Source organism: Burkholderia sp. AU38729 (assembly GCF_020419725.1).
In the GTDB taxonomy this organism is placed as follows: domain Bacteria; phylum Pseudomonadota; class Gammaproteobacteria; order Burkholderiales; family Burkholderiaceae; genus Burkholderia.
In genome coordinates this window covers 166,122-178,876 of record NZ_JAIZQO010000007.1, presented here as the reverse complement: position 1 = coordinate 178,876, position 12,755 = coordinate 166,122, and the positions used below count along the sequence as shown (strand labels likewise).

Below are 12,755 nucleotides of genomic sequence, written 5' to 3'. Positions count from 1 at the left end.
GAAGAACGACGATGCCCAGCCTTCTGAAACCCCGCGCGTTCGCGCGATCGTTGACCCCTGCCGCGGCCGCGCTGGCGCTGGCCGCCGGGCTCGCGGCGCTCGCCGGTTGCGATGCGCGGCCCGGCGCGAATACGCCGGCCGCGTCCGTCGTGCCGGCGGCGCAAGCAGCCCCGGCCGCGCCCGCGGTGGCGCCGGCCAGCCAGCCGCAGACGCGCGCGCAGGTATTCGAGGGCGTCAAGCAGATGACGGCGCTCGGCAAGCAATTGTTCTTCGATCCGTCGCTGTCGGGCTCCGGCAAGCTCGCCTGCGCGTCGTGCCATAGCGCCGAGCATGCGTTCGGGCCGCCGAACGCGCTGTCGGTGCAGCTCGGCGGCGACGACATGCACCGCACGGGCTTTCGCGCGGTGCCGTCGTTGAAGTACCTGCGCGGCATTCCGCCGTTCAGCGAGCACTTCCACGATTCGCCGGACGAAGGTGACGAAAGCATCGACGCGGGTCCGACTGGCGGGCTCACCTGGGACGGTCGTGTCGATACCCGCGACGCGCAGGCGCGCATTCCGCTCACGTCGCCATTCGAGATGAGCAGCTCGCCGGCGAGGGTCGCGAAGGCGGTTCGCGCCGCACCTTATGCGGACGCGTTCCGCAAGGCGTTCGGCGACCAGGTGCTCGGCGACGACCAGGCGACCTTCGACGCGGTGCTGCGCGCGCTCGACGCGTTCCAGCAGCAGCCGGCGCTGTTCGATCCGTACACGAGCAAGTACGACGCGTACCTGGCCGGCCATGCGCAGCTCACGCCCGCGGAGTTGCGCGGGCTGCAGCTGTTCAACGACGAGAAGAAGGGCAACTGCGCGAGCTGCCACATCAGCCAGCGCACGCTCGAAGGTGGCCCGCCGCAGTTCAGCGATTTCGGGCTGATCGCGATCGCGGTGCCGCGCAACCGTGCGCTGCCCGTCAATCACGACCCGCGTTTCCACGATCTCGGCGCCTGCGGCCCCGAGCGTACCGACCTGAAGGGCCGCGACGAATTCTGCGGGCTGTTCCGCACGCCGTCGCTGCGCAACGTCGCGCTGCGCAAGACGTTTTTCCACAACGGCGTGTATCACTCGCTCGAGGACGTGATGCGCTTCTACGTCGAACGCGACATCCACCCGGAGAAGTTCTATCCGGTCGTGCACGGCAAGGTGCAGATCTACGACGATCTGCCGAAGCGCTACTGGCCGAACATCAACCGCGAGCCGCCGTTCGACCGCAAGCGCGGCGACCAGCCGGCGCTGAACGCGGCCGAGATCAAGGACGTGATCGCGTTCCTCGGCACGCTGACTGACGGATATCAGCAAACGGCCGCGCCGGCCAAGCCGTAGAGGCATTCATTACAGCACGCATGCTATGCTCGCTCGCTGACGGGCGTGGTGCGTGCCGGATGGCCGGCCCCCGGTTCGCCGGCATGCACCGCGCCGTTCGATCGAACATCCAAGGAGAAAAAACATGTCGATGCGTGCATCCCTTTCCATCGTCACGCGCGTGCTGGCCGGCGCCGCGTGCGCAGCCGCGATGCTGCCCGCCCATGCGCAGAACAACCTGAACTTCCTGAACGACACGCCGATCAGCTACTTCAGCAAGACCGACCGCGCATCGCTGTCCAAGGCGGTCGTGCAGGTGCGCGACGAAGGCAAGGACGGCGAAACCACGACGTGGCAGAGCAGCGGCCGCGGCACGCAGATCGACGCGAAGCTCACGCCGACCACGACCGAGACGGACGGCAAGACCTGCCGCGAAATCGCGACCGAGATCACCGCGAAGGGCCAGACGATGACGCTCAAGCCCGTCTATTGCAAGACGGCCGCGGGCAAGTGGCAGCTGCAGAAGCGCTGAGCACGCGCGTGATGAAGCGGGGCGCCGCGCCGCGCACGGTGTCGTGCGGCGTCGTGATCCTCGATGCGGCCGGCCGCGTGTTCCTCGCGCACGCGACCGATACCACGCACTGGGACATCCCGAAGGGGCAGGGCGAGCCGGGCGAGACGCCGGCCGACGCGGCACTGCGTGAACTGCTCGAGGAAACCGGCATCGTGATCGGCGCCGAGCGGCTGCTCGATCTTGGCCGCTTCGCGTACCGGCACGACAAGGATCTGCACCTGTTCGCGGTGCGCGTGGCCGACGACGAAGTCGATCTCGCGCACTGTACGTGCACGTCGCTGTTTCCGAGCCGTCGCGACGGCTCGATGATCCCCGAGATGGATGCGTATCGCTGGACCGTGCCCGCCGACATCGACGCGTATGCGAGCCGCAGCCTCGCGCGGCTGTTTCGCACGAAGCTGTCGCTCGCGGATTTGCATCGGCGATTGATGGGTGGGTGAACGGGCGCGGCGGCTTCCGCTGCTCCGTGACCGGGCTTCGCTTCAAGGCACGCAACAAAAAACCGGCCCTGGAGCCGGTTTTTTTATGTTCACGCGGCGGCGGCTTGCGAAGCCGCGAGCCGCGTGCGAAGCATGCCGTCAAGCCGGCTTGCCCCAGCTGTCGCGCAGCCCGACGATCCGGTTGAACACCGGCTTGCCCGGCTTCGAATCGACCCGATCGGCGACGAAGTAGCCGTGACGCTCGAACTGCAGGCGCGTTTCCGGTGCGATGTCGTCGTTGCCCGGTTCGATGTAGGCCTGCACGATCTTCTTCGAGTCGGGATTCAGCGCCTCGAGGAAGTTCGCGCCGCCCGCGTCCGGATGCGGCTCCTTGAACAGGCGGTCGTAGATCCGTACTTCGGCCGGCTGCGCATGCTTCGCGCTGACCCAGTGGATGTTGCCCTTGACCTTGTACGTGTTCGCGCCTTCGGTGCCCGACTTGCTGTCCGGGAAGTAGTTGCAGTGCACGGCCGTCACGTTGCCGTCGGCGTCCTTGTCGAAGCCCGTACATTCGATCACGTAGCCGTAGCGCAGGCGCACCTTGTTGCCCGGGAACAGGCGGAAATAGCCCTTCGGCGGGTTCTCGACGAAGTCCTCGCGCTCGATCCACAGCTCGCGCGAGATCGGGAACGTGCGCACGCCGCGATCCGGGTGGTGCGGGTGCACGGGCGCCGTGCATGCTTCCTCGAGATCTTCCGGATAGTTGTCGATCACGAGCTTCAGCGGATCGAGCACGGCGACGGTACGCGCTGCCTTGTCGTCGAGGTCGTCGCGCAGCGCGCCTTCGAAGATGCTCATGTCGATCCACGAGTCGATCTTCGTCACGCCGATCCGCTCGCAGAACAGGTGGATGCTCTCCGGCGTGAAGCCGCGGCGGCGCACGCCGACGATCGTCGGCATCCGCGGGTCGTCCCAGCCGTCGACGTGGCCCTCGGTCACGAGCTGCAGCAGCTTGCGCTTGCTGGTGATCGCGTACGTGAGGTTCAGTCGCGAGAATTCGATCTGTTGCGGCAGCGGGCGCGTGAACATGCCGGCTTCCGCGAGTTCGTTCAGCACCCAGTCGTACAGCGGGCGGTGATCCTCGAATTCGAGCGTGCACAGCGAATGCGTGATGCCTTCGAGCGCATCCGAGATGCAGTGCGTGTAGTCGTACATCGGGTACACGCACCATGCGTCGCCGGTGCGGTAGTGGTGCGCGTAGCGGATCCGGTAGATCACCGGGTCGCGCATGTTCATGTTCGGCGAAGCCATGTCGATCTTCGCGCGCAGCACGTGCTCGCCTTCCTTGAACTCGCCGGCCTTCATGCGGCGGAACAGGTCGAGGTTTTCTGCCGGCGTGCGATCGCGGAACGGCGACGGCTTGCCGCCTTCCGTCAGCGAGCCGCGGTTCGCGCGCATTTCATCGGCGCTCTGGCTGTCGACATAGGCCTTGCCGCGCTGGATCAGCAACTCGGCGAACTCGTACAGCTTGTCGTAGTAGTCGCTCGCGAAGTACTGGTGATCGACCGCGTCCTTGCGCCAGTCGAAGCCGAGCCAGCGCACCGCGTCGACGATCGAGTCGACGTACTCGACGCTTTCCTTTTCCGGGTTCGTATCGTCGAAGCGCAGGTGGCACACGCCACCGTAGTCGCGCGCGACGCTGAAGTTCAGGCAGATGCTCTTGGCATGGCCGATGTGCAGATAGCCGTTCGGCTCGGGCGGAAAGCGCGTCTCGACGCGGCCGCCCCATTTGCCGGTGCGGTTGTCGTCGTCGATGATGTTGCGGATGAAATTGGAAGCCGCGGGGGCGTCGTTGCGTTCGGTGCTCATGCGGATGGCGTCAGGTTGTGTCGGCGCGTCGCGCCGGTTTAATCCCGTGATTCTACCTGACCGGGGTCCGTCCCGCGCGGCTTGCGGCATGACGGGGGCGGGTTTCGACCGATTATCTCGATATTGTGTCGGCTGTAACACGACGTAAATCGGATTGCCCGGGCCGTTTGGCGTTGCCTATGATGGCTTCACCAAATCAATGCCGCCGTTCGGGATGCCGCGCGGCGGGAGGACAAAAAAATCATGATGAAGAAGACCACGTTTATCGTTCGTACCGCCGTGATCGTCGCGGCCCTGTCGCAACTCGGCGCGTGCGCCATGACGCATACGCAGCGCAATGCCGGTATCGGCGCAGCCGCGGGCGGCGCGCTCGGCTACCTGGTCACGGGCGGCCCGCTCGGCACGGTCGCCGGCGCAGCGGCAGGCGGTATCGTCGGCGCGAACGTGCGCTGACCGACAGACATGACGCGAGCCGCCTGCAAAACGGCGGCTTGACGTCCGGTCGCGACGCTGCGCTCAGCGCGTCCCGACCCCACGCACATCCTTCCGGTATCAGACAGGCAGCATCAGGGAGGAACGGGTGTGCGACACTGCGCCGACGCCATATAACGATTTCACTCGTCGACGCACTTTCCATGAGCCGATTCCCCGTTCTCGTCCTGCCGGGCTACGCCAATTCGGGCCCGCTTCACTGGCAGAGCCGCTGGGAGCGTGCCGATGCACGCTTCTCGCGCGTCGCGATGCCCGACTGGGACCGCGCGTTCCGCAACGGCTGGTGTCGCGCGCTCGATCGCGCGGTTGAGGCCGCGCGCGGGCCGGTGCTGCTTGCCGGCCACAGCCTCGGTACGCTGACCACCGCGTGGTGGGCGACGCGCTATGCGCGCCCGGCCGCGCTCGCGAAAGTGCGCGGCGCGCTGCTCGTCGCGCTGCCCGATCCCGACGGTCCCGCGTTTCCGGCCGACGCGCACGGCTTCGGGCCCGTGCCGTATGAACGGCTGCCGTTTCCGACCTGCGTCGTCGCCAGCAGCGACGATCCGTATGGCTCGCTCGCGTTCGCCCGAAACTGCGCGAATGCATGGGGCAGCGCCTTCCACGACATCGGCCCGCGCGGCCACATCAACGCGGACAGCGGGCTCGGCGACTGGCCCGAGGCGCGCGGCTGGCTCGACGCGCTCGCCCGTCACGATTGACCGCTCGATTGATCGCGCGGGGCAAGGCGGCGGTTGAGGCCGCTGCCACGCCGGCCGTCCGCACCCGCACCCGCACCACCCACCGCGTTCAGATCGCCTGTTTCGCCCGCAGCGCGGCGATCTTCGTGTCGTCGTAGCCGAGCATGTCGCGCAGCACGTCGTCGGTCTGCGCGCCGAGCAGCGGCGGGGCCGTGCGTGCTTCGGGCGGCGTCGCGCTCATCCGGATCGGATTGCGCACGAGCTTCGCGTCCGCGCCGCACGGGTGCGGCAGCGACACCTGCATCCCGCGCGCGACCACCTGCTCGTTGTCGAACACCTCGTCGAGATCGTTGATCGGGCCGCACGGCACGCCGGCCGCTTCGAGCGCACCGATCCAGTCGGCCTTGTCGCGCGCCTTCACCATCTCCGCGAGGATCGGCACCAGCGTGTCGCGGTGGCGCACGCGCGACGGGTTCGTCGCGAACCGCTCGTCGTCCGCCAGCTCGGGCCGGCCGCCGGCCTCGACGAACTTGCGGAACTGCCCGTCGTTGCCGACCGCGACGATGATCCACCCGTCGCGGGTCTGGAACGTCTGGTACGGCACGATGTTCGGATGCGCGTTGCCCCAGCGCACCGGCGGCTTGCCGCTCGCGAGGAAGTTGGTGTTCATGTTCGCGAGCAGCGCGACCTGCACGTCGAGCAGCGCCATGTCGATGTACTGGCCTTCGCCGGTCCGGTCGCGGTGCGCGAGCGCGGCGAGCACCGCGACCGTCGAGTAGAGGCCGGTCGCGAGGTCGGCGATCGCGACGCCGGCTTTCTGCGGGCCGCCGCCCGGCGCGCCGTCGCGCTCGCCGGTGATGCTCATGAAGCCGCCGATGCCCTGGATGATGAAGTCGTAGCCCGCGCGGTGCGCGTACGGGCCGGTCTGGCCGAACCCGGTGACCGAGCAGTAGACGAGGTCGGGCTTCACCGCGCGCAGCGCGTCGTAGTCGAGCCCGTATTTCTTCAGCTGGCCGACCTTGTAGTTCTCGAGCACGACGTCGCTCTGCGCGGCGAGCTCGCGCACGATCTGCTGGCCCTCGGGCGTCGCGATGTCGACCGTCACCGAGCGCTTGTTGCGGTTCGCCGCGAGGTAGTACGCGGCCTCGGCGGTATCCGCGCCGTCCGCGTCCTTCAGGTACGGCGGCCCCCAGTGGCGCGTGTCGTCGCCGGCGCGCGGGCGCTCGACCTTGATCACGTCCGCGCCGAAATCGGCAAGCGTCTGCGCGCACCACGGGCCCGCGAGCACGCGGGTGAGGTCCAGCACGCGGATATGGCTCAGGGCACCCATCGTCGAATCGTCTCCTTTCATGGCTCGCCTGGTCGGGCAAGGCCGGTTGGCATGCCAAGCATCTTAAGGCGAATCGGCTGCGCGAGTGGCCCACCCGGCCCGGCGGGAGGGCCGAGCCGCTTTCCGGCGCTTTGCCCGGAAGCCGGCCCCGATCCCGTATAATCGATCGTTTCCGAATCCATGCCGCCGCGCGCCCCGACAAGGGCGCCGGCGTTTGAAGCCGTCTTTGCCAGACTGTCCCCGCACGCCATGAAAGCTGCCGAAATCCGCGAGAAATTCCTCAAATTCTTCGAATCGAAGGGCCACACGATCGTCCGCTCGTCGAGCCTCGTGCCCGGTAACGACCCCACGCTGATGTTCACGAACTCGGGCATGGTCCAGTTCAAGGACGTGTTCCTCGGCACGGACCCGCGTCCGTACTCGCGCGCCACGACGGCGCAGCGCAGCGTGCGCGCGGGGGGCAAGCACAACGACCTCGAGAACGTCGGCTACACGGCGCGCCACCACACGTTCTTCGAGATGCTCGGCAACTTCTCGTTCGGCGACTACTTCAAGCACGACGCGATCAAGTTCGCGTGGGAACTGCTGACCACGGTCTACCAGCTGCCGAAGGAGAAGCTGTGGGTCACGGTCTACCAGGAAGACGACGAGGCGTACGACATCTGGGCGAAGGAAGTCGGCGTGCCGACCGAGCGCATCATCCGCATCGGCGACAACAAGGGCGCGCGCTACGCGTCGGACAACTTCTGGACGATGGGCGACACCGGCCCGTGCGGCCCGTGTACCGAAATCTTCTACGACCACGGCCCGGACGTGTGGGGCGGCCCGCCGGGATCGCCTGAAGAAGACGGCGACCGCTACATCGAGATCTGGAACCTCGTGTTCATGCAGTTCAACCGCGATGCGCAGGGCAACATGACGCGCCTGCCGAAGCAGTCGGTCGACACCGGCATGGGCCTCGAGCGTCTCGCCGCGGTGCTGCAGCACGTGCACAGCAACTACGAAATCGACCTGTTCCAGAACCTGATCAAGGCCGCCGCGCGCGTGACCGAAATCAGCGACCTCACGAACAACTCGCTGAAGGTGATCGCCGATCACATCCGCGCATGCTCGTTCCTGATCGTCGACGGCGTGATTCCCGGCAACGAAGGCCGCGGCTACGTGCTGCGCCGGATCGTGCGCCGCGCGATCCGCCACGGCTACAAGCTCGGCCGCAAGGGCTCGTTCTTCCACAAGCTGGTGGCCGACCTCGTCGCCGAGATGGGCGTCGCGTATCCGGAACTGAAGGAAGCCGAACAGCGCGTGACCGACGTGCTGCGCCAGGAGGAAGAGCGCTTCTTCGAGACGATCGAGCACGGCATGTCGATCCTCGAAGCCGCGCTGGCCGACGTCGAGGCGAAAGGCGGCAAGGTGCTCGACGGCGAGCTCGCGTTCAAGCTGCACGACACCTACGGCTTCCCGCTCGACCTCACGGCCGACGTGTGCCGCGAGCGCGGGATGACGGTCGACGAGCCGGCATTCGACGACGCGATGGCGCGCCAGCGCGAGCAGGCGCGTGCGGCCGGCAAGTTCAAGGCCGCGCAGGGCCTCGAATACACGGGCGCGAAGACTACCTTCCACGGCTATGAAGAAATCGCGTTCGACGACGCGAAGGTCGTCGCGCTGTACGTCGACGGTTCGTCGGTCAACGAAGTGAAGACGGGCCAGGACGCGGTCGTCGTGCTCGACCACACGCCGTTCTACGCGGAATCGGGCGGCCAGGTCGGCGACCAGGGCGTGCTCGCGAACGCCGCGACGCGCTTCGCGGTGGCCGACACGCTGAAGGTGCAGGCCGACGTGATCGGCCACCACGGCACGCTGGAGCAGGGCACGCTGAAGGTCGGCGACGTGCTGCGCGCGGAAATCGACGCGCATCGCCGCGCCCGCACGCAGCGCAACCACTCGGCCACCCACCTGATGCACAAGGCGCTGCGCGAAGTGCTCGGCGCGCACGTGCAGCAGAAGGGTTCGCTGGTCGACGCGGAAAAGACCCGTTTCGACTTCGCGCACAACGCGCCGATGACCGACGACGAAATCCGTCGCGTCGAGCAGATCGTCAACAACGAAATCCTCGCGAACGCGCCGGGCATCGTGCGCGTGATGCCGTACGACGAAGCGGTGAAGGGCGGCGCGATGGCGCTGTTCGGCGAGAAGTACGGCGATGAAGTGCGCGTGCTCGACCTCGGCTTCTCGCGCGAACTGTGCGGCGGTACGCACGTGCATCGCACCGGCGACATCGGCTTGTTCAAGATCGTCGTCGAAGGCGGCGTCGCGGCCGGCATCCGCCGCGTCGAGGCGATCACCGGCGATAACGCGGTGCGCTACGTGCAGGAACTCGACGCGCGCGTGAACGAAGCCGCGGCCGCGCTGAAGGCGCAGCCGTCGGAGCTCACGCAGCGGATCGCGCAGGTGCAGGACCAGGTGAAGTCGCTCGAGAAGGAGCTGGGCGCGCTGAAGTCGAAGCTCGCGTCGAGCCAGGGCGACGAGCTCGCGCAGCAGGCGGTCGAAATCGGCGGCGTGTTCGTGCTGGCCGCGACGCTCGACGGCGCCGATGCGAAGACGCTGCGCGAAACGGTCGACAAGCTGAAGGACAAGCTGAAGAGCGCGGCGATCGTGCTGGCCGCCGTCGAAGGCGGCAAGGTCAGCCTGATCGCGGGTGTCACGCCCGACGCGAGCAAGAAGGTCAAGGCCGGCGAGCTCGTGAACTTCGTCGCGCAGCAGGTTGGCGGCAAGGGCGGCGGCCGTCCGGACATGGCGCAGGCAGGCGGCACCGAGCCGGCGAACCTGCCGGGCGCGCTGGCCGGCGTGAAGGGCTGGGTCGAAGAGCGGCTCTGATCGTCGCGACCGATGCGATGCCGTCTCGTTACGGCATCGTTTGAATCAAGAAAGACCCGATCGGCATGGGCCGGTCGGGTCTTTTTGTTGGTACGCCGGAACGATGCGTGCCGGCCGCCGCACGACGATTCAGGCCGGCACGGTGACCGGCGGCTTCGCCGCACCATCCGCCTGCCGTGCGGCGTCGGTGAGCGCATCGCGCAACGCGGCCAACGCGGCCGACGCATACCCCTGGCGCCACGCGAGCAGCGTATCGATGCCTTCCAGTTCGGGGATCACGTGCGCGGTGATGGTGCCGGTCTCGGGCTGCAGGTCGAGCACCGAACGCGGCGCGACCGCGATGCCGGCACCCGCCGCGACGCACGCGACGATCGCGTGATACGACCCGAGTTCGAGCACGCGCGCCGGCTTGACGCCGTGCCCCGCGTACCACTGCTCGACGTACTTGCGATACGTGCAGCCGCGCTCGAACGCGATCAGCGTCGGCAGGATCACGTCGCGCGGCGTGCGTACCGGCGGGTGGCCGCGCGGCGTGAGCAGCACCAGGTCCTCGCGGAAGACCGGTACCGTCTCGAACGTATCGGGGAGCGTCTCCGGCGCGGGCGGGCGGGCGAACAGCGCGGCGTCGATCTCGAAGTCGCGCACGCGGTCGATCAGCCAGCCCGTCGTGCCCGTCAGCAGCTCGAGCGACACGTCGGGCCACGCGTGGTGATAGCGCGCGAGCACGGTCGGCAGGCGGCTCGCGGCCGTGCTCTCCATCGTGCCGAGCCGCAGCCGCCCGCGCGGCGTGTCCTCGCGTATGGCGTCGCGCGCCTCGTCGGCGAGCGCAAGCAGGCGCTCCGCATACGGCAGCAGCGTATGCCCGGCCGGCGTCAGCACGAGCCGGCGGCCGTCGCGCACGAACAGCGCCGCGCCGAGTTCCTCCTCGAGCTGCTTGATGCGCGTCGTGACGTTCGACTGCACGCGATTGAGCTTGGCCGCCGCGCGCGTCACGCCGTTCTCGCGCACCACGGCCCGGAAAATCGCCAGCGCCGCCAGGTCCATGATTCTCTCCGAGCGATGATTGGATTCTCAATTATTCATTTTTCGAGAACGTTTGGTCAAGCTAGGATGGAAGCATTCCGATTTCCGATCCGGCCGGCGCATTGAACGCCGGTCCTTGCCGCCATGTCCCGCTCCGATGCCCCGACCGCCGCCGCCGGCGCGCCTTTCGTCGATGATGCCGACCGCCGCGCCCGCGCGGCCGCGCTGGCCTGCATGGTCGGCCTCGCGGTCGTGCTCGGCGTCGGCCGCTTCGCGTTCACGCCCTTGTTGCCGCTGATGCTCGCGGACGGCTCGATTGGCCTGAAGGCCGGCGGCTGGCTCGCGTCGGCGAACTACGCGGGCTACTTCGTCGGTGCGGTCAGTTGCGCGGCGCTGCGGGTGGCGCCCGCGCGCATGGTGCGCGTCGGGCTCGTGGCCACCGTGCTGCTTACCGCCGCGATGGGTGTCGGCCACCTGCTGCCGGTGTGGCTCGCGGTGCGCTTCGTCGCGGGCGTCGTCAGCGCATGGACGTTCGTGTTCGTGTCGCAATGGGGGCTGCGCCGGCTGGCCGACCTGCACGCGCCCGAGTGGAGCGGGGTGATCTACGCGGGGCCCGGCGTCGGCATCGTCGTGACGGGGCTGATCGGCAGCGCGCGGGCCGGCCAGCGCGCGGCGTCGGGCTGGCTCGGTTTTGCCGCGCTGTCCGCGGTGCTGTCGGTCGTGATCTGGCGCACGTTTGCGGCCACCCCGGCGCAAGCCGTGCCGTCGGGCGGCGCCGCACCGCAGGCGGCCGCCGCAACCGCGTCGCACCACACGCACCAGCGCCGCCATCGCGCGGACGCCGCATGGCTCGTCGTGCTGTACGGGATGCCGGGCTTCGGCTACATCATCACCGCGACGTTCCTGCCGGTGATCGCGCGCGCGGCGCTGCCGGCCGGCTCGCCGTGGCCCGACCTGTTCTGGCCGATGTTCGGCGCGGCGCTGATCGTCGGCGCGATCACCGCCGCGCGGCTGCCCGGGCACTGGGACAACCGGCTGCTGCTGGCGGCCGGTTGCGCGACGCAGGCGCTCGGCATTGCCGCCGGGATCGTGTGGCCGAACGCGGCCGGCTTCTCGGTCGGCAGCGCGCTGCTCGGCCTGCCGTTCACCGCGATCACGCTGTTCGCGATGCGCGAGGCGCGGCGTCTGCACGGCGAACGGGCTGCCGGGCTGATGGGCTATGCGACCGCGTCGTACGGGGTCGGGCAGATTCTCGGCCCGCTCGTCGCGGCGCCGCTGGCCGCGCGCTTCGGGTCGTTTTCCCCCGCGCTGTGGGTCGCGGTGGCCGCGCTGCTGCTGGGCGCCGCCGGTTTCGCGGCGACCGCCGCGCGCGGGCGCCGGCAACCCTGATGTCGGCGGGGCCGGATCGTCTGCGGCACGGGCAAACTCGCTAGAATGAAGCCTTTCCCGCGCCGAGCGGGTGCGCGGGCAGCCGGCAGGCGGCCGTCCGGCGCCTGCCAGATCCCCATCGATGACCACCGCCGATTACCGCTTTTGCCCGCGCTGCGCGAGCCCGCTCACCGAGCGCGCCGATCCCGACCATGAAGGCGGCCGCATTCGCCAGGCGTGCCCCGACGACAGCTGCGGCTATGTGCACTGGAACAACCCGCTGCCCGTCGTCGCGGCGATCGTCGAGCTCGACGGCAAGATCCTGCTCGCGCGCAACGCGGCCTGGCCCGAAGGCATGTTCGCGCTGATCACCGGCTTCCTCGAGAACGGCGAGACGCCCGAGGACGGCATCGCGCGCGAGGTGTTCGAGGAAACGGCGCTGAAGGCCGAGCACGTGTCGCTGGTCGGCGTCTACGAATTCATCCGCAAGAACGAGCTGATCATCGCGTACCACGTGCGGGCGTCGGGCACGGTCGCGCTGTCGCCGGAATTGCTCGAATACAAGCTCGTCGATCCGCCGCTGCTGCGCCCGTGGCGCGCCGGCACGGGCGTCGCGCTCGCCGACTGGATGCGGGCGCGCGGCCTCGACTTCGAGTTCGTCGACCGGCCGGGGCAGTGACGGGCCGGCCCGTCAGCCGCGTTGCCTCCGCCGTGCCGCGCGCGATCGCGGCGCGGCGTTCCGCTTCTTGCCGGTGCGCCGTGTCCCGCGGCCGCCGCGCGTCGTCCACC

At 68.7% G+C, this 12,755-nt stretch carries 11 protein-coding genes; 8 read left to right on the top strand and 3 right to left on the bottom strand.

Features of this window, described 5'->3' with window-relative positions:
* The first annotated feature begins 11 nt into the window (after window positions 1–11).
* From LGM56_RS19845 to LGM56_RS19835, 3 genes are all read left to right on the top strand, one after another.
* A complete protein-coding gene (locus LGM56_RS19845) occupies window positions 12–1,361 on the top strand; it encodes a cytochrome-c peroxidase (protein ID WP_226206539.1) in 1,350 nt (449 codons plus the stop codon).
* A gap of 124 nt (window positions 1,362–1,485) precedes the next feature.
* Entirely contained in the window at window positions 1,486–1,872 is a 387-nt protein-coding gene (locus LGM56_RS19840) for a hypothetical protein (protein ID WP_226206537.1), read from the top strand.
* An 11-nt stretch (window positions 1,873–1,883) separates the two neighbouring features.
* Window positions 1,884–2,354: an NUDIX hydrolase gene (locus tag LGM56_RS19835; RefSeq protein ID WP_089494647.1), complete on the top strand. Its 471-nt coding sequence runs from the start codon at window positions 1,884–1,886 to the stop codon at window positions 2,352–2,354.
* 138 nt (window positions 2,355–2,492) lie between these two features.
* On the opposite strand, the gene LGM56_RS19830 is transcribed toward LGM56_RS19835, so the two are convergent.
* The gene (locus LGM56_RS19830) at window positions 2,493–4,202 is read right to left on the bottom strand and encodes a glutamine--tRNA ligase/YqeY domain fusion protein (RefSeq protein ID WP_089425149.1); all 1,710 of its coding nucleotides are present in this window, start codon (window positions 4,200–4,202) and stop codon (window positions 2,493–2,495) included.
* A gap of 243 nt (window positions 4,203–4,445) precedes the next feature.
* On the opposite strand from LGM56_RS19830, the gene LGM56_RS19825 reads away from it, so the two are divergent.
* A complete protein-coding gene (locus tag LGM56_RS19825) occupies window positions 4,446–4,655 on the top strand; it encodes an ornithine acetyltransferase (protein ID WP_011351716.1) in 210 nt (69 codons plus the stop codon).
* Between the two features lie 182 nt (window positions 4,656–4,837).
* Entirely contained in the window at window positions 4,838–5,392 is a 555-nt protein-coding gene (locus tag LGM56_RS19820; protein WP_226206535.1) for an RBBP9/YdeN family alpha/beta hydrolase, read from the top strand.
* Between the two features lie 88 nt (window positions 5,393–5,480).
* On the opposite strand, the gene LGM56_RS19815 is transcribed toward LGM56_RS19820, so the two are convergent.
* On the bottom strand, window positions 5,481–6,701 hold the full coding sequence (locus LGM56_RS19815; protein ID WP_226206533.1) for a CaiB/BaiF CoA transferase family protein: 1,221 nt from the start codon (window positions 6,699–6,701) through the stop codon (window positions 5,481–5,483).
* Window positions 6,702–6,950: 249 nt separating this feature from the next.
* Here LGM56_RS19815 and alaS point away from each other — a divergent pair, with 249 nt between their 5' ends.
* Entirely contained in the window at window positions 6,951–9,575 is a 2,625-nt protein-coding gene (alaS, locus tag LGM56_RS19810; protein ID WP_226206531.1) for an alanine--tRNA ligase, read from the top strand.
* 129 nt (window positions 9,576–9,704) lie between these two features.
* On the opposite strand, the gene LGM56_RS19805 is transcribed toward alaS, so the two are convergent.
* Window positions 9,705–10,619, bottom strand: coding sequence for a LysR family transcriptional regulator (locus LGM56_RS19805; RefSeq protein ID WP_226206529.1), 915 nt, complete (start codon window positions 10,617–10,619; stop codon window positions 9,705–9,707).
* 123 nt (window positions 10,620–10,742) lie between these two features.
* Here LGM56_RS19805 and LGM56_RS19800 point away from each other — a divergent pair, with 123 nt between their 5' ends.
* Together LGM56_RS19800 and LGM56_RS19795 are read left to right on the top strand one after the other, a co-directional pair.
* On the top strand, window positions 10,743–11,987 hold the full coding sequence (locus tag LGM56_RS19800) for a YbfB/YjiJ family MFS transporter (protein ID WP_226206527.1): 1,245 nt from the start codon (window positions 10,743–10,745) through the stop codon (window positions 11,985–11,987).
* Window positions 11,988–12,108: 121 nt separating this feature from the next.
* On the top strand, window positions 12,109–12,645 hold the full coding sequence (locus tag LGM56_RS19795) for an NUDIX domain-containing protein (RefSeq protein ID WP_089456050.1): 537 nt from the start codon (window positions 12,109–12,111) through the stop codon (window positions 12,643–12,645).
* The last annotated feature ends 110 nt before the right edge of the window (window positions 12,646–12,755 follow it).